The organism is Nocardioides sp. Z22_16 (assembly GCF_058134365.1).
Genome location: NZ_JBYTTI010000004.1, coordinates 27,426 through 49,899, shown reverse-complemented (window position 1 = coordinate 49,899; position 22,474 = coordinate 27,426). Strand labels below are relative to the sequence as shown.

Annotated in this window: 19 protein-coding genes and 1 pseudogene; 11 read left to right on the top strand and 9 right to left on the bottom strand. The window is 69.9% G+C overall.

All coding sequences use genetic code 11. From position 1 onward, the window contains the following. Positions 1 to 52: 52 nt before the first annotated feature. From AC3X7R_RS12400 to AC3X7R_RS12360, 9 genes are all read left to right on the top strand, one after another. Entirely contained in the window at positions 53 to 931 is an 879-nt protein-coding gene (locus AC3X7R_RS12400) for an ABC transporter ATP-binding protein (protein ID WP_489965974.1), read from the top strand. A 56-nt stretch (positions 932 to 987) separates the two neighbouring features. Then, positions 988 to 1,707: an ABC transporter permease gene (locus AC3X7R_RS12395; protein WP_489965973.1), complete on the top strand. Its 720-nt coding sequence runs from the start codon at positions 988 to 990 to the stop codon at positions 1,705 to 1,707. 77 nt (positions 1,708 to 1,784) lie between these two features. After that, positions 1,785 to 2,669, top strand: coding sequence for a protein kinase domain-containing protein (locus AC3X7R_RS12390; RefSeq protein WP_489965972.1), 885 nt, complete (start codon positions 1,785 to 1,787; stop codon positions 2,667 to 2,669). A 41-nt stretch (positions 2,670 to 2,710) separates the two neighbouring features. Continuing rightward, positions 2,711 to 3,592, top strand: a complete 882-nt coding sequence (locus tag AC3X7R_RS12385) for an alpha/beta fold hydrolase (protein ID WP_489965971.1) — start codon at positions 2,711 to 2,713, stop codon at positions 3,590 to 3,592. After that, positions 3,589 to 4,668: an extracellular catalytic domain type 1 short-chain-length polyhydroxyalkanoate depolymerase gene (locus tag AC3X7R_RS12380; RefSeq protein ID WP_489965970.1), complete on the top strand. Its 1,080-nt coding sequence runs from the start codon at positions 3,589 to 3,591 to the stop codon at positions 4,666 to 4,668. The genes AC3X7R_RS12385 and AC3X7R_RS12380 overlap by 4 nt, the downstream gene beginning before the upstream one ends. A gap of 27 nt (positions 4,669 to 4,695) precedes the next feature. Further along, on the top strand, positions 4,696 to 5,976 hold the full coding sequence (locus AC3X7R_RS12375) for a glutaminase (RefSeq protein ID WP_489965969.1): 1,281 nt from the start codon (positions 4,696 to 4,698) through the stop codon (positions 5,974 to 5,976). 43 nt (positions 5,977 to 6,019) lie between these two features. Then, on the top strand, positions 6,020 to 7,372 hold the full coding sequence (locus AC3X7R_RS12370) for a dihydrolipoyl dehydrogenase family protein (protein WP_489965968.1): 1,353 nt from the start codon (positions 6,020 to 6,022) through the stop codon (positions 7,370 to 7,372). Between the two features lie 107 nt (positions 7,373 to 7,479). Continuing rightward, positions 7,480 to 8,610, top strand: coding sequence for a phosphatase PAP2 family protein (locus AC3X7R_RS12365; protein ID WP_489965967.1), 1,131 nt, complete (start codon positions 7,480 to 7,482; stop codon positions 8,608 to 8,610). 77 nt (positions 8,611 to 8,687) lie between these two features. Continuing rightward, the gene (locus tag AC3X7R_RS12360; RefSeq protein ID WP_489965966.1) at positions 8,688 to 9,431 is read left to right on the top strand and encodes a hypothetical protein; all 744 of its coding nucleotides are present in this window, start codon (positions 8,688 to 8,690) and stop codon (positions 9,429 to 9,431) included. 96 nt (positions 9,432 to 9,527) lie between these two features. On the opposite strand, the gene AC3X7R_RS12355 is transcribed toward AC3X7R_RS12360, so the two are convergent. Genes AC3X7R_RS12355 through AC3X7R_RS12345 form a run of 3 tightly spaced genes read right to left on the bottom strand, consistent with a single transcriptional unit; the run spans position 9,528 to position 12,663 of the window. After that, positions 9,528 to 10,790 (bottom strand): sugar ABC transporter permease, encoded by a 1,263-nt coding sequence (locus AC3X7R_RS12355; RefSeq protein WP_489965965.1) that lies wholly within the window; start codon positions 10,788 to 10,790, stop codon positions 9,528 to 9,530. Continuing rightward, positions 10,787 to 11,545 carry an ATP-binding cassette domain-containing protein gene (locus tag AC3X7R_RS12350; RefSeq protein WP_489965964.1) on the bottom strand — a complete coding sequence of 253 codons (759 nt, stop codon included), beginning with the start codon at positions 11,543 to 11,545 and terminating at the stop codon, positions 10,787 to 10,789. The genes AC3X7R_RS12355 and AC3X7R_RS12350 overlap by 4 nt, the downstream gene beginning before the upstream one ends. 35 nt (positions 11,546 to 11,580) lie before the next feature. Then, positions 11,581 to 12,663: a sugar ABC transporter substrate-binding protein gene (locus AC3X7R_RS12345; protein ID WP_489965963.1), complete on the bottom strand. Its 1,083-nt coding sequence runs from the start codon at positions 12,661 to 12,663 to the stop codon at positions 11,581 to 11,583. Positions 12,664 to 12,837: 174 nt separating this feature from the next. Here AC3X7R_RS12345 and AC3X7R_RS12340 point away from each other — a divergent pair, with 174 nt between their 5' ends. Next, entirely contained in the window at positions 12,838 to 14,010 is a 1,173-nt protein-coding gene (locus tag AC3X7R_RS12340; RefSeq protein ID WP_489965962.1) for an ROK family transcriptional regulator, read from the top strand. Positions 14,011 to 14,076: 66 nt separating this feature from the next. Here the strand turns inward: AC3X7R_RS12340 and AC3X7R_RS12335 are convergent, their stop codons facing one another. Beyond that, complete coding sequence (locus AC3X7R_RS12335) at positions 14,077 to 15,132, bottom strand: zinc-dependent alcohol dehydrogenase family protein (protein ID WP_489965961.1); 1,056 nt, start codon at positions 15,130 to 15,132, stop codon at positions 14,077 to 14,079. A gap of 575 nt (positions 15,133 to 15,707) precedes the next feature. After that, a pseudogene (locus AC3X7R_RS12330) lies at positions 15,708 to 16,570 on the bottom strand (IS3 family transposase); the annotation flags it as partial. Between the two features lie 124 nt (positions 16,571 to 16,694). Between AC3X7R_RS12330 and AC3X7R_RS12325 the strand changes: the two are divergent. Continuing rightward, complete coding sequence (locus tag AC3X7R_RS12325) at positions 16,695 to 17,339, top strand: nucleotidyltransferase family protein (protein ID WP_489965960.1); 645 nt, start codon at positions 16,695 to 16,697, stop codon at positions 17,337 to 17,339. 21 nt (positions 17,340 to 17,360) lie between these two features. Here the strand turns inward: AC3X7R_RS12325 and AC3X7R_RS12320 are convergent, their stop codons facing one another. The 4 genes from AC3X7R_RS12320 to AC3X7R_RS12305 form a co-directional block, all read right to left on the bottom strand. Further along, complete coding sequence (locus AC3X7R_RS12320; RefSeq protein ID WP_489965959.1) at positions 17,361 to 18,506, bottom strand: XdhC family protein; 1,146 nt, start codon at positions 18,504 to 18,506, stop codon at positions 17,361 to 17,363. A gap of 128 nt (positions 18,507 to 18,634) precedes the next feature. Continuing rightward, a complete protein-coding gene (locus tag AC3X7R_RS12315) occupies positions 18,635 to 20,761 on the bottom strand; it encodes a xanthine dehydrogenase family protein molybdopterin-binding subunit (protein ID WP_489965958.1) in 2,127 nt (708 codons plus the stop codon). After that, complete coding sequence (locus tag AC3X7R_RS12310) at positions 20,758 to 21,759, bottom strand: FAD binding domain-containing protein (protein ID WP_489965957.1); 1,002 nt, start codon at positions 21,757 to 21,759, stop codon at positions 20,758 to 20,760. The genes AC3X7R_RS12315 and AC3X7R_RS12310 overlap by 4 nt, the downstream gene beginning before the upstream one ends. After that, complete coding sequence (locus tag AC3X7R_RS12305; RefSeq protein WP_489965956.1) at positions 21,756 to 22,265, bottom strand: 2Fe-2S iron-sulfur cluster-binding protein; 510 nt, start codon at positions 22,263 to 22,265, stop codon at positions 21,756 to 21,758. The genes AC3X7R_RS12310 and AC3X7R_RS12305 overlap by 4 nt, the downstream gene beginning before the upstream one ends. Positions 22,266 to 22,474: the final 209 nt, after the last annotated feature.

Here is a 22,474-nt window from a genome sequence, read left to right as displayed (position 1 = left end):
CCCGGACGGCGACAGGGAGGCCCGAAGCTCATCGACTCGAAAAGGAACTCTCATGACCGCCTCCCCCGTCATCGACGTGGAACACCTGCATCTCACCTACGGCGACTTCACCGCCGTCCGCGACCTCTCCTTCCAGGTGCATCGCGGGGAGCTCTACGCGCTGCTCGGCACGAACGGAGCCGGCAAGACGTCCACCCTGGAGGTCGTCGAGGGCCATCGGCCGGCCACCTCCGGCACGGTGCGCATCTTCGGGGAGAGCCCGCAGGATCGGAGCGCGGTGCGGCCGCGGATGGGCATCATGCTGCAGGAGAGCGGGTTCTCGGGAGACCTGACGGTCCGCGAGTCGGTCGGGCTGATCGGCGAGCTGAGCGGACGCGAGGACGACGTCGATCGGGTGCTCAGCATCTCCGGGCTCACGCGCAAGGAGGCCACGCGGGTCTCCCAGCTCTCCGGTGGCGAGAAGCGCCGCCTGGACTTCGCCACGGCCGTCTACGGCGAGCCCGAGCTGGTCATCCTCGACGAGCCCACGACGGGGCTGGACATCCAGTCCCGCGACGCGCTCTGGGCGGCCGTGGACCGACTCCGCGACGAGGGCTCCACGGTCGTGCTCACGACCCACTACCTCGAGGAGGCCCAGCAGCGCGCGGACCGCATCGGCCTCATGCACGGGGGCATGCTGCAGCGGGAGGGCACGGTCGCGGAGCTGACGCAGGCCATGCCCTCGGTGATCACCTTCGGGCTCCCGCCCGGTGCGCCCCAGCCACCGATCGTCGGTGCCCTCAACGGTGCGTTCCATGTCGAGACGTTCAGCCTGCAGAAGGACCTGCACCGGTTGCTGGACTGGGCGCACGACGCGGACGTCGAGCTGCTGGAGCTGGCAGCCGGGCCCACCCGCCTCGACGACGTCTTCCGCGCGCTCGACGCCGGCTGAACGCCCCGGCCCTCTCCCGCCACCTCACCTCACGTCCCACGAAGGGAACCACCGCCATGCTCGAGATCGCTCGCAGTGAATTGGTACAGATCTTCCGGAACCGGCTGGTCCTGGTCACCGGACTCGTCATCCCGGCGGCCGCCGGGGCCTACTTCGTCTACCAGCACGAGACCTTCTCCGACCTGGGCAGCCCTGGCTACATCGCCGCCATCGTGATGTTCACCGTCATGGCCTTCGGGCTCTACACGACCGCCGTGACCACCCTGGCCTCACGACGTCAGGACCTCTTCCTCAAGCGGTTGCGCTCCACCGCTGCCAGCGACGCGAGCATCCTCGCCGGGCTGGTCCTCCCGGTCGTCGTCCTCTCGCTCGTCCAGGTGGTCGCCATCCTCACCGTCTTCGCCGTGGTCACCTCCAGCCCGGCCCAGATCCCTCTCCTGGTGGTGGCGATCCTGGCGACGACGGCGATGATGGGGGCCCTGGCGCTGGCGACCGCGGGGCTCACGAACTCACCCGAGCACGCGCAGGTGACCACCCTGCCGGTCAGCCTCGCGGTGATCGCGGTGGCCAGCTGGGTGGGGATCTCCGGCACCGAGGAGCTCGGCTACCTCAAGCGGCTCCTTCCCGGGGGCTCGGCCACCGAGCTCGTGGTCAACGCTTGGGACGGCGGCGTACCCCTGGTCGACTCGCTCCCCCTCGTGGTCCCCACCATGGCCTGGGTCGCCGTCGCCGTCGCCCTGGCCGGCCGGCTCTTCCAGTGGGAGCCGCGGCGATGAGCGGCGCGACGTGTGGGCTCGCGCGGCGCCGGAGCAACGAGCAAGGAGACGCTCCCCCACGCTCGGTGGAGGACCAGATGGGCACGAATCGCGTCCTGCACGGACACTACGAGGTGGGCGAGTTCATCGGCTTCGGCTCGACGGCCGCCGTCCATCGGGGGCGCGACCTGCGCACCGGCCGGCCCGTGGCCATCAAGGTGCTTCACAAGAGCCTGGCGAGCAACCCGCGGTTCTCCACCAGGTTCCAGCGTGAGGCCCGGCAGACGGCTCGCCTCAGCCACCCCTCGATCGTCTCGATCTACGACGCCGGGTACGAAGCGGTGGGCGATGACCCGGCCACCCGGATGCTCGTCCCGTTCATCGTGATGGAGCTCGTGGCGGGCCGCACCCTGCGGGATCTCCTCGGGGGCGGTCGCCTCCCCCTCGCCGAAGCGATCGGCTACCAGCTGGGGGTCCTGTCAGCCCTCGAGGCCAGCCACCGAGCGGGCGTGGTGCACCGAGACATCAAGCCGGCCAACGTGATGGTCACGCCCGAGGGTGCCGTCAAGGTCGTCGACTTCGGGATCGCGCGGGGCAGCCGCGATCCCGAGGCCACTCTCACCTCGCCCGGCGAGCTCCTCGGCACCCCTTCGTACCTGGCTCCCGAGCAGGTGCGCGGAGAGCCGGCCGACGCGCGCAGCGACCTGTACTCCGCAGGCTGCCTGCTCTACCAGCTGTTGACCGGGGTACCTCCCTTCGTGGGCGACGACCCGGTCTCCGTCGCCTACCAGCACGTCCACGCGGAGCCCGTGCAGGTCAGCACGAGCATCCCCGCGCTCGACTCCGTCCTCCTGAAGGCACTCGCCAAGGACCGCAACGACCGGTTCCAGGACGCGCGCTCGTTCAGCGACGCGCTCCTGGACGCGATGAGAGACACCACCCTCCACGCCGATCACGACGCTCGCGTTCGCGTCGACCGCTGACCGGCACCCGAGACCAGCAACAACAAGGAAAGGCACACGTCATGGGATTCATCACCGTCGCACACGAGAACAGCACCCCCGTCGAGCTCTACTACGAGGACCAGGGGGCGGGTCAGCCCGTGGTGCTCCTCCACGGGTATCCGCTCAACGGTGACAGCTGGGAGCGCCAGACGAGCGAGCTGCTCGCCGCCGGCTACCGCGTCATCACCTACGACCGGCGCGGCTTCGGCCGCTCCTCGAAGGTCGCAACGGGCTACGACTACGACACCTTCGCCGCAGACCTGAGCACCGTGCTCGACACCCTCGACCTGCGCGACGTCATCCTGGTCGGCTTCTCGATGGGCACCGGCGAGCTCGCCCGCTACGTCGAGACGTACGGCACCGACCGCATCGCGAAGCTCGCCTTCCTCGCCTCCCTCGAGCCGTTCCTCGTGCAGCGCGCCGACAACCCCGAGGGCGTGCCCCAGCAGGTCTTCGACGGCATCGAGGCTGCCGCCAGGGCCGACCGCTACGCCTGGTTCACCCAGTTCTACCGGGACTTCTACAACCTGGACGAGAACCTCGGGTCCCGGATCAGCGAGGAGGTCGTCCGGGCGAACTGGCACACCGCCACCGCCAGCGCGCCCGTCGCGGCCTACGCGGTCGTCCCGAGCTGGATCGAGGACTTCCGCGACGACGTCGAGGCGGTCCGCGCCGCCGGGCTGCCGACGCTGATCGTGCACGGGACCGCCGACAACATCCTGCCCATCGACGCCACCGGTCGGCGCTTCCGCGACCTCGTCCCGCACGCCGAGTACCTCGAGATCGAGGGCGCCCCGCACGGCCTGCTGTGGACGCACGCCGACGAGGTCAACGCCGCTCTGCGCACCTTCCTCGGCTCAGCCGCGGTGAGCGGCGAAGGACGAGGCGACACGGCCGCATGATCGCTCTCGGCCGGACGGCCGGCTCCGAGGCGTCGCCGTCCGGCCGTGCTCGTCGACGGCGGCGTTGGCCACGGATCGCAGCGGCCGCCGTCCTGGTGCTCGCGCTCCCCCTCGGGATCGCCGCTGCGGTCTTCCAGCACGGCCTGCCCTGGTGGATGGAGGACGGGGACCGCAACCACGAGCACGAGAGCGAGGCCGGCGCTCTGCGCTACCAGGTGCACCTTCCCCCGCAGTACGACGGCACGACCAAGCTGCCGGTGGTCATGGCCATCCACGGATGCGCGATGTCCGGGTACGGGTGGAACTCGATGAAGTCCACCACCCGGTTCAACGACCTGGCCGACCGCGAGGGGTTCATCGTCGTCTATCCGACCCAGCGGGTCTTCCGCAGCGCGATCAACTGCTGGAACTCCGACGACCCACGCGAACAGCACCGCCACCGCGGCGAACCCGCCCTGCTCGCGGGGGTGGCCCGGCAGGTGGTCGAGGAGTACGAGGCGGACCCGGACAGCGTGCACGTCGCCGGAGCGTCCTCAGGCGCGGGCGCCGCCGTCATCCTCGCCGCGACCTACCCCGACGTCTTCGCGAGCGCGACGTCGGTCGCCGGCGGCGAGTACGGGCTCGACCAGGTGGACCCGGACGACCCCGACTCCACGCCGCCGGACTACACCGCGGGCCAGGCGTGGTCCCAGATGGGCGACCGAGCGCGACCGGTGCCGCTGCTGGTCATCCAGGGCGAGGAGGACGACGTCGTCCCCGCCCTGGTCGCCACCCGTCTCGTCGAGCACTGGACCGCCGTGAACGACCTGGTCGACGACGGCCTCCCCAACGACAGCCTGGACCTGGTCGAGGAGACGACGAGGGTGCCTGCGCAAGAGGGCAGGCACGCCTACACACGCACCACCCTCACCACGCCGGACGGTGAGTCCCTCGTCGAGTCCTACCTCGTCCACGGCATGGGGCACGCCTGGCCCGGCCCCGACGGTCATGGCCTCTTCACCGACCATGCCGGACCGGACGCCAGCGCCCTCACCTGGGACTTCGCCCGACGCCACCCGCGAGTCCCACACCGCTGAGACAAGCATGAAACGAGGAGGAGTCCTGTGCTCTCGCTGATCTCCGACTACCTGACCGAGGCGCTCGCAGGCGTCGCGTCGGACACGTCCGGCTCCCCGGCGGCGTACATCCCCGAGCTGGCAGCGGCCGATCCCGAGCGGCTCGCAGCGGCCTTCGCCACCGTCGACGGTGAGATCTACGGTGCGGGCGACCTGGACGTCGAGTTCACGATCCAGTCGATCTCCAAGCCCTTCACCTACGCGCTGGCCCTGGCCGATCGCGGTTTCGACGCCGTGCTGGCCAAGGTCGGGGTCGAGCCGTCCGGGGAGGCGTTCAACGAGATCTCCCTCGAGGACGGCTCCGGGCGCCCGCTCAACCCGATGATCAACGCCGGTGCGATCACCGCGCACTCGTTGGCAGGCCCCGAGGGAGTGGAGCCCAGCGAGCGGCTGGAGCGGGTGGTGGCCGGTCTCTCGGCGTTCGCCGGCCGACGACTGGAGATGGATGAGTCGGTCTGCGCCTCGGAGCTGGAGCATGCGCACCGGAACCTGGCCATCGGGCACATGCTCCGCAGCCACGACATCCTCACCGAGGACCCGACCACCGTCGTCGACGGCTACACCCGGCAGTGCTCCCTGCTCGTCACGGCTCGCGACCTCGCCCTGATGGCCGCCACCCTGGCCAACCGCGGCGTCAATCCCCTGTCGGGGCAGCGGGTGGTTCCGGAGCCGGTGGTGCGCCAGGTGCTGAGTGTCATGTCCACCTGCGGGATGTACGACGCAGCCGGCGACTGGACCACCCAGGTCGGGATCCCGGCGAAGAGCGGGGTGGCCGGAGGACTGATCGGCGCGCTGCCCGGCCAGCTCGGCATCGCCACGTTCTCACCCCGCTTGGACGCCCACGGGACCAGCGTCCGCGGGGTGTCGCTCTTCGAGCGCTTCTCCACCGACATGGGACTGCACGTGATGGAGGTTCCGCCCGTGGCGCGTGCGGTGGTGAGAGCCAACCACGTGGTCGGCACCGGACCGGGGGCGGTCCGGGTCCTCCAGCTGCAGGGAGGGATCCGGTTCGCCGGAGCCGAGCGAGTGGTCCGCGAGGCCGCGGCCACGGCGCCCACGGAAGCCACGGTGGTGCTGGACCTCACAATGGTCTTCTCCCTCGACGACGTGGCCCGCCGGATGCTCCTGGAGCTGGCACGGCGCCTCACGCTCGACGGTCATGAGGTCTACCTCGTCGACCCGGAGTCGATGCTCCCTGACCCCGACCCGGGCGAGGGCGGCCGGGTGATCGTCGTCGGCACCCTCGACGAAGTGGTCCCCCGGGGATGAGAGTGGAGAGGGCACTCATGCCCGCACGCGAGAGGAGCAGCGCATGACCGAGTCGTACGACGCCGTGGTGATCGGCATGGGTCCTGGCGGGGAGGTCGCCGCCACCCGCCTGCTGCAGGCCGGCAAGAGGGTCGCGGTCGTCGAACGCGAGCTCATCGGCGGTGAGTGCGGCTACTGGGCCTGCATCCCGTCGAAGACCCTGCTCCGTCCCGTGGAGCTCGCACTCCAGGCGGCAGCCGCCCCCGGGGTCACCACCGCCCCTCTCGACTGGGAGGCCGCCCGCCACTGGCGCGACGCCATGGTGCGGCACCTCGACGACGCCAAGCAGGTCGCCGGCTACGAGGACCAGGGCGCCACGGTGGTGCGAGGCGAGGCCCGGGTCGCCGGTCCCGGCGTGGTGGAGGTCGACGGACGCCGCCTCTCCACGCAGCACGTGATCGTGGCCACCGGCTCCCGCCCGGTCGTCCCGGAGATCGAAGGGCTCGACGAGTGCACCGTGTGGACGAACCGCGAGGCGACCACCTTCGAGAAGGTCCCCGGTCGGGTCGTCGTCATCGGCGCGAGCGCCGTCGCGGTCGAGACGGCGCAGTACCTCCACGGGTACGGCGCGGAGGTCACCGTCGTGGGACGAGGGCCACGCCTGTTGCGACGCGAGGAGCCGCGCGTCAGCGAGCTGACGGCCGAGCACCTCCGCGCCCGGGGGATCGACCTGCGACTCGGGGCGGCGCCGGTCCGCGCCTTCAAGGACGGCACCGACAGCGCGCTCGTGCTCGACGACGACAGCGTGCTGAAGGCCGATGCCCTCGTCCTGGCCACCGGCCGGCGGCCTCGGACCGAAGGCCTGGGCTTGGAGGAGCTGGACGTCACGCTCGACGAGCGAGGTGCCCTCGCCGTGGACGAGCACTGCCACGCCGGCCCGGGCATCTGGGGCGTCGGCGACGTCACCGGGACGGAGATGTTCACGCACGTGGCCAAGTACCAGGCACGCATCGCCACCGCGGCGATCCTGGGACGCCCGCGGACCGCGAGGTACGACAGCGTCCCCCGCGTCGTCTTCGGCCACCCCGAGATCGCCGCCGTCGGCATGACCGAGGAGCAGGCGGCCACCGGCGGGCGGCGCGTCCGGAAGTCGGAGGTCGACCTCGCCGCCGCACTTGCGCGTCCCTGGACCTACGAGGAGGAGCCGGTGGGGGCTGCCCTCGGTCTGCTCGCCGACGCGGAGACCGATCTGCTCCTCGGGGCCTGGGCCGTCGCCCCGCAGGCGAGCGAGTGGATCCACCAGGCGGCCCTGGCCATCGGGGCAGAGATCCCCCTCCAGCGGCTCCTCGACCACATCCCCCAGTTCCCGACGTACAGCGAGGCCTACGTTCCCGCCCTGGAGGGACTCCTGGAGTAGCGCCGCCTAGATCCCGTCTGCCGCAAGCGACTCCACCCCGCGGGGCCTGTGGGGCCGCCGGATAGCCTCGTGCCCGAACCCCCGACTGCACCGAGGAGTAGACCCGCGTGGCCGAGGCCCCCCAAGACGCGTTGCCCCACCCGCCAAGCAGGTCTCGCCCCGGAAAGCTGCAGGATCTCCGGCATGGTGCCTGGCGGTGGGACTTCCTCCTGCTCCTGGCGACCGCCGTCGTGATCGGCGGGTCGGCCTTTGCCGCGAGCCTCGCCCTGGACCGGCCGATCGCCGACCCCGAGGGCAGCTTCCTGGGGCCGTCCTGGGTACGCCTGCCGGTGCTGTGCGGCGCAGCGATCGTCGTCGACCTGCTCCCCCGCGCCCTGTGGTACGGACGCCTCCACCCCGTGAAGACCGTCGCGGCCGTCCGGGAACGGCTGCGGACCCACTGGACCAGGCCCCGGCTCCTCCTCGTGGTCGTGGGCATCTCGTGCTTCTACGTGATCTACGTGTCCTACCGGAACCTCAAGTCGCTGCTCCCGCTGATGCGGGACGTGAAGTACGACCGCGAGCTGCGGGTCCTCGACCGGGCGCTCTTCTTCGGCGAGGACCCCGTCTCGGTGCTGCACGACCTGCTCGGCACCGGCCTGTCGGCTCACGTGCTCTCGGCGGTCTACCTGGCCTACATCCCGCTCGTGGCGATCCTGGTCACCGTGTGGCTGGTCTGGTCGAACAACATCGGCTACGGCTGGTGGTTCGTGACCGCCCAGGGGATCGCCTGGACCCTCGGGACGGTCTTCTACTACATGCTCCCCACCCTCGGCCCGGGGATCATGTACCCCTCCCTGGTCTCCGACCTGCCGGCCACCGGAGCCTCGGAGCTGATGGACTCCCTCGTCTACGCCCGACATGGCTTCCTCTGGTCGGGCGCGGACTACCAGGGGGTCGCCGGCTTCGCCAGCCTGCACACGGCCATCGCCCTGCTGTGGGCCCTGATGGCGCAGTACACCGTCCGTAGCCGGACCATCCGCGTCGCCTTCTGGGTCAACTTCGGGCTCACCGTGGTGGCCACCCTCTACTTCGGGTGGCACTACGTCGCCGACGACCTCGGCGGCATCGCCCTCGCCCTCTTCGCCTTCTGGCTGGGCGCGGTGGCAACCGGACACCGACTGCGTCCGGGCCGCCTGCCCGAGCGCCGTGTCCCCGCCCAAGCGGACGGCGACGCCGCGGCCGCACCACCCGGCTAGACCGGCCGGGCAAGCAGGTTTGCCCTTGACCCACCCGGGTATGCACCGGTCCTCACCCCGTCTGAAAGGGCTCCTCCATGCCTGCGTTGCTTCGTCGCTCATCCGTCCTCCTCGCCGGAGTCCTCGCGGCGGGTGCCTTCAGCGCCCCCGCCCAGGCCGACCCCACCGCCGTCTCGGTGAGCGCCGGACCCGGCATCCTCTTCACCGACTGTGTCGACCACCCCTTCAACTACTCCGTCGCCCCTCCGCTGGACAACATCAGCTGGAACATCGAGCTGACCGTCCAGGCCCCTGACGGCACCTCCGCCGGCTCCCTCTACATCAGCAAGGGCGACCCGACCACCGGCGTCGACACGGAGCAGTTCTGCGGCGGGAGCGACCTTCCCGGCACCTACACGGTCACCGGCTCCTACTCGCTGACCACCTGGCCGGGACCCAACCGCACCGGAACACCTGTCACCGCGACCACCCCAGTCACCCCCTTCGCCTTCGACATGCGACTCCCCGGGACAGCGGTCTCGGCCAAGACGTCGACCAAGAAGGTGAAGCGCGGGAAGAAGGTGAAGGTCAACGTCTCGGTGACCGACGAGCGCCCGACCGGGGGCTACTTCGGCACCGACGGCGCCCGGGTCTACCTGCAGCGCCAGAAGGGCTCGAAGTGGGTCGCGGTCCCGAAGGCGAAGGGCACCACGCAGAGCTCGGGCAAGGTGCAGCTGCGCTACAAGCACACCTGGAAGGGGAAGACGACACTGCGCGCCGTCTCCACCGTCGACGTCCTGGGCACCGCGACGTCGTCGCCCTTCACGGTCAAGGGCCGCTGACCCAAACGACACGACGCCCCACGGTGCGGCCGCTGTGCCGCTCCGTGGGGCCGGGGGATCGACGACCTCGCAGTCGGCGTGCGCTGCACGTCCAGCTCACCCCCGACCGCTCGTCGAACGAGCGCGTCTGGACAGCGAGTCGATGCTGACCGCGAGCAGCAGCACCACGCCGGTGACCATGAAGCGCACCGAGGAGTCGACCCCGACCAGGTTGAGGCCACGCTGGATTGCTTGGAGCACGATGATGCCGAGCAGAGCGGAGTAGGCAGACCCGCGGCCGCCGAACAGGGACGTCCCGCCGATCACCGCGGCGGCGATCGCCATCAGGTTCGTATCCGTTGTGCCGCTGGCCTGGGACACCGAGGTCTGGAGGCCCGCGGCCAGCAGACCGCCGAGGGCGGCCAGCGAAGATGCCAGCACGAAGACCGACACGTAGACCCGTGTCACCTTGATCCCGGAGCGGCGCGCCGCCTCCTCGTTCCCGCCCACGGCGAAGACGTGCCGTCCCCAGCGGGTCCGCCGCAGGGCCAGGTCCATGATGACCACGAGCAGCACGAAGAAGAGCCAGAGATAGGTCCAGCCCCGGTCGATGTTCACGTACCAGGTGATCGCTCCGAGGCCGACCAGCAGCGCGCCCGTCCTGATCAGGACCAGCGGCATCCACGACGTGCTGAGGCCGGCCCGCGACCGCTGGCGGGCGGTGAGCAGCTGAGCGACCAGGTAGAGGGCCGTCACGACCGCCACCAGCAGGTAGGAGAGGCCAGGCGAGAGGAACTCGAACCGGGTGAACTGCACCAGGTAGCTGTCGCTTGGCAGGTTGATGGTGCCCTGCGTACCCAGCACGTAGAGAAGCGCACCCTGGAACCCCAGGAGGCCGGCGAGGGAGAAGACGAACGACGGCACCCCGAGCTTGATGTAGAGCAGTGCGTAGAAGAGCCCCACCGCCACACCCACGCCGATGCCGGCGGCCAGGGCCAGCGGGGTTCCCACCTCACGGTCGACCAGCAGCACCGACATGGTGGCGGCGGCGAAGCCGCTCACTGAGCCGACCGAGAGGTCGATCTCACCCAGCAGCAGCACCAGCACGATCCCCAGGGAGATGATGCCGATCGGGGCAGCGAACTGGGTGATGGAGACGATGTTCTGAGAGGAGAGAAAGCGCGGGTTCTCCAGGTAGAAGCCGAGCGAGATGATCACTAGCCCCACCACCACGGGCAGGCTGCCCAGCTCTCCGGAGCGCAGCCGGCCCCACAGCAAGCGGGCGTACCCGCCCAGTCCTGCGGTCTGGATGAGCCGCTCGTCGCCAAGATCGGCGGCCTGCGCGGCCACGGCCGAGCCGGTCTGGTCGGTGGCGCTCATGGCTGCTCCCGTCGGAGAGCGCGCTGGGACACCACGTTGTCGGAAGCACCGGTGATGGCGGCCACCACCTCATCGGTGGTGGTCTCCGAGACCCGGAACTCGGCGGCGTTGCGCCCGAGGCGGAGCACCACGATCCGGTCGGCCACCGCCTGCACGTCGGCCATGTTGTGGCTGACCAGGATCACTCCCAGACCGGATTCGCGGAGTCGCTCGATCAGGTTCAGGACCTCGGCGGTCTGGGCGACGCCCAGGGCCGCGGTCGGCTCGTCGAGCATGACCACCTTCGGCTGGCCGATCAGGCTGCGGGCGATCGCCACGGTCTGCCGCTGGCCACCGGACAGGGAGGCCACGGGAATCCGCACCGAGGGAATCTTCGCCGACAGCGAGCGCAGCAGCCTCCACGACTCCTGCTCCATGGCGACCTCGTCCAGAAGCGGTCCCCGGGTGAGCTCCTGGCCGAGGAAGAGGTTGCCCACCACGTCCAGGTTGTCGCAGAGCGCCAGGTCCTGGAAGACGGTGGCGATCCCCATCGTCTGGGCCTCCGAAGGGCCGCCGACCGTGATCTTGCGACCGGCGAAGGTGAGGTCGCCGGCATCCGGGCTGTGCACGCCGGCGATCACCTTGACCAGCGTCGACTTCCCGGCGCCGTTGTCCCCCACCAAGGCGACCACCTCGCTGGCTCGGACATCCAGATCGACCTCAGTGAGCGCCTGGACCGCACCGAACCGTTTGCTGACCCCGGTGAGGGAGAGCACCCCTCTCTCCCCCGTCACTGCGACCGTGGACTGGGTCACTGCAGACCAGCGTCCGTGCAAGCGCCGGCGTACTGGCCGCTGCAGATGTCCTCCACGGTGTAGAAGTCGTCTGCGACCACCGTGTCGGCGACGTTGTCCTTGGTCACCACGATCGGGTCGAAGATGAACGACGGAACGCCTTCGTACTCCTCGGTGTCCCCGACGTCCTCACCGTTCGCGAGGGCGACGGCCACCTCGGCCGCCTTCTCGGCCTCGACCGGGATCGGCTTGTAGATGGTCATTGCCTGCTGCCCGGCGAGGATCCTCTGGACCCCGGCGAGCTCAGCGTCCTGCCCGGTGATCGGCGGCAGCTGGTCCTCCGCGACACCGGCCCCGGTCATCGCGGCCACCACGCCACCGGCCTGTCCGTCGTTCGCCGCGTAGACGCCCTGGATCTGGTCGGCGTCGTACTGGTTGAGCATGTCGGTGACGAACTCCTGGGCGTTCTCAGGGCTCCAGTCAGGGTTGTCGTACTCCTCCAGGATCTCGACGTCGGCGTCATCGAGGACGCTGTGCGCGCCCGCCTTGAACTGGGCGGCGTTGGGATCCGACGGGGCGCCGTTCAGCATCAGGATGCTGCCCTTGCCGCCCATCGCCTCGACCAGCGCCTCGCCCTGCATCCTTCCGACCGTCTCGTTGTCGAACGAAAGGTAGTAGTCCGCCTCGGGGATGAACCGGTCGTAGGCGACGACGGTCGCGCCGGAGTCCTGCGCCGAGCGCACCATGCCTCCAGCTCCGGCGCCGTTGACCGGGTCGAGCACGATCACGCTGGCCCCCTCCGAGATGGCGGTGTCGACCTGCTCGGTCTGCTTCTGCTCGTCCTGGTCGGCGTTGTAGTAGAGCAGCTCGCAGTCGTCGCAGAGCTCCTTGACCTTCGCCTCGAACAACGGGCGGTCGAACGCCTCGTAGCGCGTCGTCTTGGACTCCGGCAGCAACAACGCGATCACCTGCCCGCCGGCGTCACCCCCGTCGCCGGCGTCGTTCCCGTTGCTGTCGTTGGCTCCGCACGCAGTCAGCACGGACGAGCCGAACAGCAGCACGGCCCCCAGGGTTGCGACCCTCTGCAGGGTGGTGGACATGGTCCCTCCTCGTTGAGATTCCCGGACCCCGACCGGGGCCACTCCCACTCACGAGTGTGATGAGCGTCACACCTAGCAGTCAAGGTCTGAAAGCAAGAGCAGCAGTCCTTGGCATTCAGGCTGTTTTGCTCCCAACACTTGACGATGAATGGCGCTCACCTCCAGATTGGCCCCATGCCGAACCGGGAGCGCGCGCCTGGCTCCACCGCCACCCTGCGCACCGCCAACCAGCATCGGGTGCTGGACGCTCTGCGCCGGGGCTCGGCCGCGGGGCCGCCCGGCCGGCCACTCACCCAGGCCGACCTCGCCCGCGAGACGGGCCTGGCGCCGGCCACCGTCTCCAACATCGTGCGTGACCTGGTCTCCCACGGACTCGTGGAGACCGAACCGGGCAGCGGGCGCCGCGGGACCACGGTCCAGCTCTCCGGAGGTGCAGGCGTGGTGGCTGGCATCGACTTCGGCCACAGCCACGTCGCGGTGGCGCTCGGGGACCTCGCGGGCTCCGTCAGGTGCGAGCGACGGGCACCCCTTGACTCCGACCACACCTGGCAGCAGGGCCTGGACCGTGCCAGGGAGCTGCTGAGGGAACTGAAGACTGACCTGACCGTGGGAGGGACGCCGCTGCGCCAGGTCATCTTAGGTCTGCCCGCGCCAGTCACCGGCGGCGTCGTCCGCTCCTCTGCGATCCTGCCCGGCTGGGTCGGCGTGCACGCGGCAGAGGTGGCCACCGAGCACCTCGGGCTGCCGGTGCACGTGGAGAACGACGCGAACCTCGGCGCCCTGGCCGAGCACCGGCTCGGCGTGGCGCACGGGCACGAGTCCTCGGTCTTCATCAAGATCTCCTCCGGCGTCGGCGCTGGCATCGTGATCAACAACTCCCTCCATCGCGGGAGCGTGGGCGCCGCCGGCGAAGTCGGCCATTTGACCCTCGACGAGCAAGGTCCCATGTGCAGGTGCGGGAGCAGGGGGTGCCTCGAGGCCTACGTCTCCGGCTCAGCCGTGACGGCGCTGATGGCCACCCAGCTGCCTGGCGCGACCTTGGACGACATCATCGCGGCGGCCGAGTCGGGCAACGTCTCCGCCGTCCGCACCTTCGAGGACGCGGGACTGCACCTGGGCTGGGGCGTGGCCAGCGTCGTCAACCTGCTCGATCCCGAACTGGTGGTCGTGGGAGGGGACATGGCCCGGGCCGGCGAGCTGCTGCTCGGACCGGCCCGGATCGGCCTGCGACGCCACGCGCTCGATGCGGTCGCCTCCACCCCGGTTGTCGCCAGCAGGCTCGGCGAGCGGGCGTCGTTGGCGGGCGCGGTGCTGATGGCCGCAGAGCGGACCGACCTGCTGGCCTGAGCCGGAAAGGACCCGCCGTCTCGCGATTCGTGGGGCATGGTGCGGGCGTCAGGCCCGAGCGCGGAGCTACCGGGAGATCACGACCTTCAGCGCATCGGTCTCCGCGGCGCGGCTGAAGGTGTCGTAGGCATCCAGCATCTCGTCGAGCCTGAAGTGATGGGTCGCAAACTTCTCGGCCTCCAGCTTCTGCTGGGCGACCAGCTTCAGCAGCATCGGCGTGGTCGAGGTGCTGACCAGGCCCATGGTGATCGAGAGGTCCATGATCCACAGGTCCTGCATCTGCAGCTCCACCGGTGCTCCGTGCACGCCCACGTTGGCGATGGAGCCACCGGGCCGGACGATCCTGGTGCAGGCGTCGAGCGTCGCCGGGATGCCCACGGCCTCGATCGCCACGTCCACGCCGAGCCCGTCAGTCATGGCGAGCACCTGCTCGCGCCAGTCCGGGTCGCCGCTGTTGACCGAGTGGGTTGCCCCGAACCCCAGCGCCTGGTCCAGCCGGTTGGCATCGAGGTCCAGGGCGATGATCCGGGCCGCGCCGTACAGGGTGGCGGTCATCATCGCGGCCAGGCCGATCGGTCCGGACCCGATCACCGCGACCACGTCGCCGGGCTTCACCTTGCCGTACACGACGCCGATCTCGAAGGAGGTCGGGAGGATGTCGGACAACATCACGGCGGCCTCGTCGCTTACCCCCTCGGGCAGCTTGTATACGGAGTTGTCCGCGAACGGCACACGGACCAGCTCCGCCTGGGTGCCGTCGATCAGGTGACCGAAGATCCAGCCGATGCCACTGGCGCCCTCGTCGGCCAGACAGTGTGAGTAGAGGCCCTGGTGACAGTACGAGCAGGCGCCGCAAGCACTGACGCACGAGATCAGGACCCTGTCACCGACAGCCACCGTGGAGACCGCGGAGCCCACCTCGGTGACGGTGCCGACGCCCTCGTGGCCGAGGATCCGACCCTCCGTCACCGCCGGCACGTCGCCCTTGAGGATGTGCAGGTCCGTGCCGCAGATCGTGGTCGTATCGATCCGCACGATGACGTCGGTCGGCTGCTGGATCCGGGGATCGGGAACGTCCTCCCAAGCCTTGCTGCCGGGACCGTGGTAAACCAGTGCCTTCATTTCTCCTCCTGATATGGGTCGGCCGCCTCGTGCGGCCGCGAGTTCTCCGGGTTCGCCGGCGGCCTTCATCAGGCTGACAAGAGATGGACCTGCGACTCCCTGGAGGAAGGTGGCCCAGCCGCACTCTTGGCGGTGTGTTCACGCCGATTAGCCGGGACGGCGAGGTTGTCGAGCACGACAGTGCCCGGCAGGGCGACGATCGCCACGCGATGTGCCATAGCCGCTCCTCTGTCCCGAATCGTTCGAAGGTTGACGCCCAGCGTGCTGACGACCGAGTACTGACACCTCGAGACTTGAATCCGGATCGAAGCGAAAGAACACCTCACCGCCCGCTCCTACGACCCATCATCCTCGTCCTAGCGCTGGCCGCAACCGTCCTCGGAGGAGAACGCCGTGCCCTACACCGCCGCCCCCGACGGCGCCCAGATCCACGACAAGGCGGGTGGACGTCGGAGATGGCGAACTTGAGGTGGCGTCCCACCCGGACCGCGCACGGGCCGCGGGGGTGGGTACACCACTCGTAGTTGGTCCCGACTGACCTGTCCCACCGTTTGGGTTCCAGTCTCTGTGACTAACGGGGTGCGATAGCCGAGCGCGGAGTGGCGTCGGCGGCGGTTGTGGGGCTCGATGTGCTTCGAGGACCCGAAGCTCCCCCCAGATGGCGTTGTCGAGGCGTCGCCTACCGTGCCGAAGGACGGCAGGAGGCCGGCGGAGCGGATGAACTCGGGCGAAGACCCAGGAGGTGAACTGGGTGATGTGGTCGGCGTGGACGATGCCTCCGGGCTCGGGCCGACGGTTGCGGATGGCCATGTCGAGGGCGTTGACCACGAGCGTGCGTCCTGCTTGGAGTCGATGGACCAGCCCACGATGCGGCGGCTGTAGGCGTCGAGGACCGCGGCACAGTAGATCCACCCTTCCCGTGTCCGATGCTGGGTGATGTCGGTAACCCAGAGCTCGTTGGGACGAAGCCTGTGGAACTTCCGGTTGACCAGATCGTCGGCGGTGACCACGCCGCGTAGCCGCTTGACCCTGGTCGGTCCCGGTAGGCCGTGGAGGCCAGCTTGGTTCATGAGCAGCCAGACGGTGCGTTCACAGACGGTGATGCCCATCCCCAGGGTGAGTTCGGCGTGCACGCGCCGGTACCCGTAGGTGCCACGGGAGGCGACGTGGACCTCGCGGATCAGGCCGGTGAGCCATTGGCGGCGCAGCTGCGTGGGGGTGGTCGGGACCGCTTCTGCTTGTAGTAGTTCTGCCGTGCCACTCCTAGGACCAGGCAGCAGCGATCGGTCTCGCCACGATCGATGCGGTCCTGCTTGACCCACTTGGAGAGCCTGACGGGGTGGATGTCGAGCTCGTGAGCGGGCTGCTTCTGCGGTTCGCCCGCACGGACGAGCGCGATGGCTCGGGCGCGGAACTCGGGCGGGTAGGCACGGGGCACGGTGTTCAGCCTTCCGGTCAAGGCAGTCACTTGGCCACCGGAGCTGGAACCCTTTCGATGGGCAGGTCAGGAAGTCCTCTATCTCTTCAGCACACCCACGGGGCACCACCGAACGTGCGGATGCATGTCGAGCGCACCGTTGCGCACTGGCGCCCTACCCGCACCGTGTGAAGATGATGGAATGCTGACTGGGCTGATCCTTGCGGCCGGGGCGGGCCGTCGGTACGGACAGCCCAAGGTTCTGGTTCGTGATCCTGGCGGCGTCCCCTTGGTGCACCACGCGATCCACGCCCTCGTCCTGGGTGGGTGTGACCACCTCGTTGTCGTCCTTGGTGCCGCAGCGGCTGAGGCACGCACGTTGGTCGCTCGTTGTGCCGTGAAGGGCAGCATCGTCGAATCCGTCATCGCCGAGGATTGGGAGACGGGGCAGTCGGCGTCATTGAGGGCAGGACTGGCTGCGGCCACGGGAACTGCGGCACAGGCAGCCGTCGTCACCCTGGTGGACCTGCCGGACGTATCGGCTGCAGTCGTTCAGAGAATGACGGCCCGTATCGGTCCCGATTCGCTCGCACGCGCGATCTACGACGGCAACCCAGGCCACCCCGTGGTCCTGGGCCGCGCGCACTGGAGCGCGATTCGAAGCAGCTCGGTGGGCGACGCCGGAGCCCGCGGCTACTTGGCAACGCTTCAGGTCCGTTCCGTGGAATGCGGAGACTTGGCGACCGGGATGGACATCGACCGCCCCGAGGACTTCCCGCCACACCGTTGACCCGTTCCGGGGCGATGCACGTCAGCAGGGAGGGCGCGCCGCACGGTGGATCGTCCCCTGAGTCGCACGAAGCCGCTGACCGGTCCCGCCGCAGCGAACCGCAATGACCTCGGCGGCGATGCTGATCGCAGTCTCTTCCGGCGTCCTGGCTCCGAGGTCGAGTCCGATCGGGCTGGACAGCCGGGCCAGCTCCTTCTCGTCCAACCCCGCCTCACGGAGCTTCGCCATCCGGTCCTCGTGGGTGCGCCGCGAGCCCATGGCGCCGACGTAGCCGATCTCGGGTGCCCGCAACGCCACTTCCAGCAGTGGTACGTCGAACTTCGGGTCGTGGGTGAGGACCGTGACCACGGTGCGCCCGTCAATGCGTCCCCCCTGCAGCTCCGCAGCCAGGTAGTGGTGCGGCCACTCCACGACAACCTCGTCTGCCTCCGGGAACCGACTGGCCGTGGCAAAGACCGGCCGGGCATCACACACCGTGACCCGGTAGCCGAGGAAACGACCGACCCGTGCCATCTCGGCGGCAAAGTCGGTTGCCCCGAAGACGAGCATGCGAGGCGGCGGTGCGAAGGCCCAGACGAAGACCCGCATGCCTTCCCCGCGCCGTTCCCCACTCGGTCCGTACGAGAGGGTTGCGCTCTGGCCAGCTGCGAGCATGCCCAAGGCGTCGTCTCGAACGGCGGCATCTACCCGCGCGCTCCCTAGCGATCGCTCGCCAGAAGTCACCGCGTCACTGGGCCGGATCACCTTGCGGCGGCCCAGCCGAGCTCTCTCCGGATGTTCGACAACGGTTGCCACGGCCACCGGGCGCCCGGCCGCGATGTCTGCAGCGATCTCAGCCAGCTCCGGAAATGTGTCCCGATTCACCCTTTCGACATAGACGTCGAGGATTCCCCCGCACGTCAGACCGACGGCGAAGGCATCGTCGTCGGACACGCCGTAGCGGTGCAGAACCGGCTCGCCGGTGCCGGCAACTTCCTGCGCCGACTCGTAGACGGATCCCTCCACGCAGCCTCCCGAGACCGAGCCGACGGCCGACGCATCTGGACCCACCAGCATCGAGGCACCCGGCGGACGGGGCGCCGACTGGAAGGTCGCGATGACGGTCCCCATGCCCACGGTCTCGCCGGACTCCCACCACGCCAGCAGCTGCGGCAGCACCTCACGCATCGCATCGGCCTAGCCACATGTCCACTTCTCTCCACTCCGTTCCGTTGCAGGGTCCGTCGAACGACGCTTCGGCACGGCCGAGCTGACCGGACACGAGCACCTGGGACGCCGGATCGTCCCCAGGACTTTCAGGTATCGAGGAAGTGGTCGGGCGTCAGCGGCAGCGAGCGCACTCGTACGCCGGTGGCGTGGAAGGTGGCGTTGGCGACCGCGGCGGCCGTGCCGACGATGCCGATCTCGCCGATGCCGCGCGACCCCATGGGCGTGAAGACCTCGTCGGACTCCTCGAGCCACTCCGCGTCGACGTCGAGCACGTCGGCGTGCGCGGCCACGTGGTACGTCGCGAGGTCCTGGGTGACGACGTGGCCGAAGCGCGGGTCGCGGTACGACTCCTCGAACAGGCCCGCGGAGAGCCCCATCACGAGCCCGCCGATCAGCTGCGAGCGCGCGGTCCTCGGGTTGATGACCCGGCCGACGGAGTAGACGCCGTGCAGCCGCGGGACCCGGACCTCGCCCGTCCAGCGGTTGACCCGGGCCTCGGCGAAGACGGCACCGAACGAGTGGAAGGCGAGCTCCTCGGCCGCAGGGTTGTCCGCAGCGGAGGCTGTGGTGTGCAGGCCCGGGTCGGGGGTGTCGCCGTGGTCGGCTCGAAAGAGCTGCGCGGCGGCGACGATCGCGGAGCCCCACGAGGTCGTGCCGGAGGAGCCGCCAGCCACTGAGGCGGGTGGCAGGAGGCTGTCCGCGAGCGCGAGGTCGATGTCCCCCGGGTCGACCTCGAGCGCGTCGGCCGCGATCTGGGTCAGGACCGTCCGCGCGCCGGTGCCGATGTCGACGGCGCCGATCGCGACAGCGTAGCGACCACCCTCGAGCGAGGTGATGCGAGCGCTGTTCCCGGGCGACCTCATGGCCGGGTACGTCGCCGACGCGACCCCCGTGCCGACCCACCAGTCGCCGTCCAGGCGGGACCGCGGCTGGAGCGGTCGGTCACCCCAGCCGAACCGGTCGGCCCCGCGGTGCAGGCAGTCCAGCAGCCGACGGTCGTTGAACGGCCGGCCGGTCTCCGGGTCCCGGTCGGGCTCGTTGCGCTCGCGCACCACGATCGGGTCGAGACCGCACGCCACCGCGAGCTCGTCCATGGCAACCTCGTGGGCGTACATGCCTGGCATCTCCCCCGGTGCGCGCATCCACGACGGCACTGCGACGTCGAGCTGCGCCAGGCGGTGGCTGGTGCGCCGGTTCGGGGCGGCGTACATCATCCGCGTCGGCGCGGCGGTCTGTTCGGCGAACTCGCGCACGACCGACGTCTGCTCCTGCACGGCGTGCTCGATGGCAGCCAATCGACCATCGGCGTCCGCCCCGAGCCTGATGTGCGAGATCGTGGCGGTGCGGTAGCCGGTGAGGGAGAACATCTGCTGGCGGGTCACCGCGACGCGGACCGGTCGTCCCCCGGTCGTGCGGGCGGCGAGCGCGGCCGCCATGACGTGTGCGTGGGCCTCGCCCTTGCTGCCGAACCCGCCCCCGACGTACGGCGCCCGTACCCGCACCTGGTCGGGCTCGAGGCCGAGCATGGGTGCCAGGGCCTGGACGACACCGTGCACACCCTGGGTCGAGTCGAACATCGTGAGCATGTCGCGCCCGTCGTGCTGCTCCCACCAGGCGACGGTGGCGTGCGGCTCGAGCGGGTTGTTGTGCTCGTAGGGAGTGCGGTAGGTCTGCTCGACCACGACCACGACCTCCGCCGACGCCAGGGCCGCGTCCACGTCGCCCTCGTCGGTGTCGGTCTCCATGTCGGGATTGACGCGCTCGGGACGGTACGTCGCGTTGTCCTCGCGCAGCTCTGCCGCGTGCGGCTCCTGCTCGTACGTCACCTCGACCAGCGCCGCGCCCTCCCGCGCCGCCTCGGAGGTCTCGGCCAGCACCAGGGCGACCACCTGGCCGCGGAAGCCCACCCGGTCGTCCTGCAGGATCGCCAGCTCGCCGTTGTCCGTCTTCGCCAGCCGGGGCGCGTTGGTGTGGTCCAGCACGGCTGTCACACCGGGGTGGGTCAGCGCGGCGGAGCCGTCGACCCGGGTCACCCGCCCCTTGGCCACCGTCGAGGTCACCAGCCACAGGCTGAGCGGCGCGGCGACTCCGTCGTCCGCGGAGTGCTCCACGGCGTACGACGCCAGGCCCGTCACCTTCTCCGGCCCGTCCACGCGGTCCAGCGACGTCCCGATCGAGCGCGGCGAGATCCGTCGGGTCTGCTGCTCGGTCATCGCGCTGCCTCCTCGGCGAGCCGCAGGAGCGTCATGGTGGTGGTGTTGCGGACCAGGGCGACCTTGAAGGCGGTCTCGGCACTGGTCGTGGCTACGTCCAGCTCGTCATCGACGGCGGTCCGGAGCGCGTCCTCGTCGAGCCGCCCTCCGACCAGCGCCGTCTCGGCGCGGTACGCGCGCCATGGTTTGTGGGCGACACCGCCCCAGGCGATGCGGACGTCGTCCACGGTGCCACCGTCGAGGCGCAGGGTCCCGGCCACCGAGACGAGGGCGAAGGCGAAGGAGGCGCGGTCGCGGACCTTCGAGTACGTCGACACCGTGTCCGGGTGACTCATCGGCAGCTCGACGGCGGTGATCAGGTCGGTGGGAGCGAGCGTGGTGTCGGCCTCGGGGTGCTCTCCCGGCAGCCGGTGCAGGTCCTCCAGCGGGACCCGGCGCTCGCCGTCCACGCCGAGCACCACCACGGTGGCGTCGACGGCGGCCAGCCCGACCGCCAGGTCCGAGGGATGGGTCGTCACACATTCCGGACTCGCGCCCAGGATCGCGTTGTAGCGCCCGTAGCCGTCCAGCGCGGAACAGCCGCTTCCTGGCTCCCGCTTGTTGCACGGTGTCGTGACGTCCTGAAAGTAGACGCAGCGGGTGCGCTGGAGGAGGTTGCCGGCCGTGGTCGCCTGATTGCGGATCTGGCCAGAGGCGCCGGCGAGCAACGCGCGAGCGACCACCGCGAAACGGGAGCGGACCACCGGGTGCGCGGCCAGGTCGCTGTTGCGGACGTTGGCGCCGATGCGCAGCAGGTGGCCGTCCTCCCCCTCGCACTCCTCGACGACGTCGAGGGGAAGGCCGCTGACGTCGACCACCAGCTCCGGAGAGGCGACACCGAGCTTGAGGTGGTCGACCAGGTTGCTGCCGCCGGCCATGAACCTGGCCCCGGGGTTGCTCGCCATGAGCTCGACGGCCTCCTCCGCGGAGGTGGGGCGGCGGTACTCCAGGGTCCTCATCGGCCGGCCGCCTGGCGAACTGCCGCGAGAATGCCGGGATACGCCCCGCACCGGCACAGGTTGCCGCTCATCCGCTCCCGGATCTCCGCGTCATCGAGGTCCACGTCGGCTGTCAGGTCGCCGGTGACATGGCTCGGGTGCCCTTGCCTGGCCTCCTCCAGCATGCCGACCGCCGAGCAGACCTGGCCGGGCGTGCAGTAGCCGCACTGGTAGCCGTCGTGCTCCAGGAACGACTGCTGGACGGGATGCAGGTCGCCCTCGGACTCACCGAGTCCCGCCGCTGTGACGATCTCGGCTCCGTCGTGCGCGACCGCCAGCGACAGGCAGGTCAGGTGGCGACGTCCCTCGAGGAGGACGGTGCACGAGCCGCACTGGCCGTGGTCACACCCCTTCTTCGGGGAGGTGACCTGCAGCCGCTCGCGCAGCGCGTCAAGGAGGGTTGTCCGCGTGTCGACGGACAGGGAGTGCGGGGTGCCGTCGACGACCAGCCGGATCTCGGAATCCATGCTGGGGCCGTACCCAGATCAAAGGCGGCTATCCGTGGGTCACGGAGCGCGGATCCGGCGATCCGAACCGCGTTAGCCTCCCAGGATCAGGTCACGATCTGCTGGTCCCTCGAGATCCTGCAGGACGCGGAATCGGTGCGCTGGGGTATCGGCGGCTACCGCGCCCTTGCCTGCCTTCAGGGGGACGAAGACATCCAGCGCCCGAGGGG

Excerpts from the sequence above, each read along its gene's own strand:
- AC3X7R_RS12400 (WP_489965974.1), top strand. The coding sequence starts at position 53 with ATGACCGCCTCCCCCGTCATCGACGTGGAACACCTGCATCTCACCTAC.
- AC3X7R_RS12395 (WP_489965973.1), top strand. The coding sequence starts at position 988 with ATGCTCGAGATCGCTCGCAGTGAATTGGTACAGATCTTCCGGAACCGG.
- AC3X7R_RS12390 (WP_489965972.1), top strand. The coding sequence starts at position 1,785 with ATGGGCACGAATCGCGTCCTGCACGGACACTACGAGGTGGGCGAGTTC.
- AC3X7R_RS12385 (WP_489965971.1), top strand. The coding sequence starts at position 2,711 with ATGGGATTCATCACCGTCGCACACGAGAACAGCACCCCCGTCGAGCTC.
- AC3X7R_RS12380 (WP_489965970.1), top strand. The coding sequence starts at position 3,589 with ATGATCGCTCTCGGCCGGACGGCCGGCTCCGAGGCGTCGCCGTCCGGC.
- AC3X7R_RS12370 (WP_489965968.1), top strand. The coding sequence starts at position 6,020 with ATGACCGAGTCGTACGACGCCGTGGTGATCGGCATGGGTCCTGGCGGG.
- AC3X7R_RS12360 (WP_489965966.1), top strand. The coding sequence starts at position 8,688 with ATGCCTGCGTTGCTTCGTCGCTCATCCGTCCTCCTCGCCGGAGTCCTC.
- AC3X7R_RS12355 (WP_489965965.1), bottom strand. The coding sequence starts at position 10,790 with ATGAGCGCCACCGACCAGACCGGCTCGGCCGTGGCCGCGCAGGCCGCC.
- AC3X7R_RS12345 (WP_489965963.1), bottom strand. The coding sequence starts at position 12,663 with ATGTCCACCACCCTGCAGAGGGTCGCAACCCTGGGGGCCGTGCTGCTG.
- AC3X7R_RS12340 (WP_489965962.1), top strand. The coding sequence starts at position 12,838 with ATGCCGAACCGGGAGCGCGCGCCTGGCTCCACCGCCACCCTGCGCACC.
- AC3X7R_RS12335 (WP_489965961.1), bottom strand. The coding sequence starts at position 15,132 with ATGAAGGCACTGGTTTACCACGGTCCCGGCAGCAAGGCTTGGGAGGAC.
- AC3X7R_RS12325 (WP_489965960.1), top strand. The coding sequence starts at position 16,695 with ATGTCGAGCGCACCGTTGCGCACTGGCGCCCTACCCGCACCGTGTGAA.
- AC3X7R_RS12320 (WP_489965959.1), bottom strand. The coding sequence starts at position 18,506 with ATGCGTGAGGTGCTGCCGCAGCTGCTGGCGTGGTGGGAGTCCGGCGAG.
- AC3X7R_RS12315 (WP_489965958.1), bottom strand. The coding sequence starts at position 20,761 with ATGACCGAGCAGCAGACCCGACGGATCTCGCCGCGCTCGATCGGGACG.
- AC3X7R_RS12310 (WP_489965957.1), bottom strand. The coding sequence starts at position 21,759 with ATGAGGACCCTGGAGTACCGCCGCCCCACCTCCGCGGAGGAGGCCGTC.
- AC3X7R_RS12305 (WP_489965956.1), bottom strand. The coding sequence starts at position 22,265 with ATGGATTCCGAGATCCGGCTGGTCGTCGACGGCACCCCGCACTCCCTG.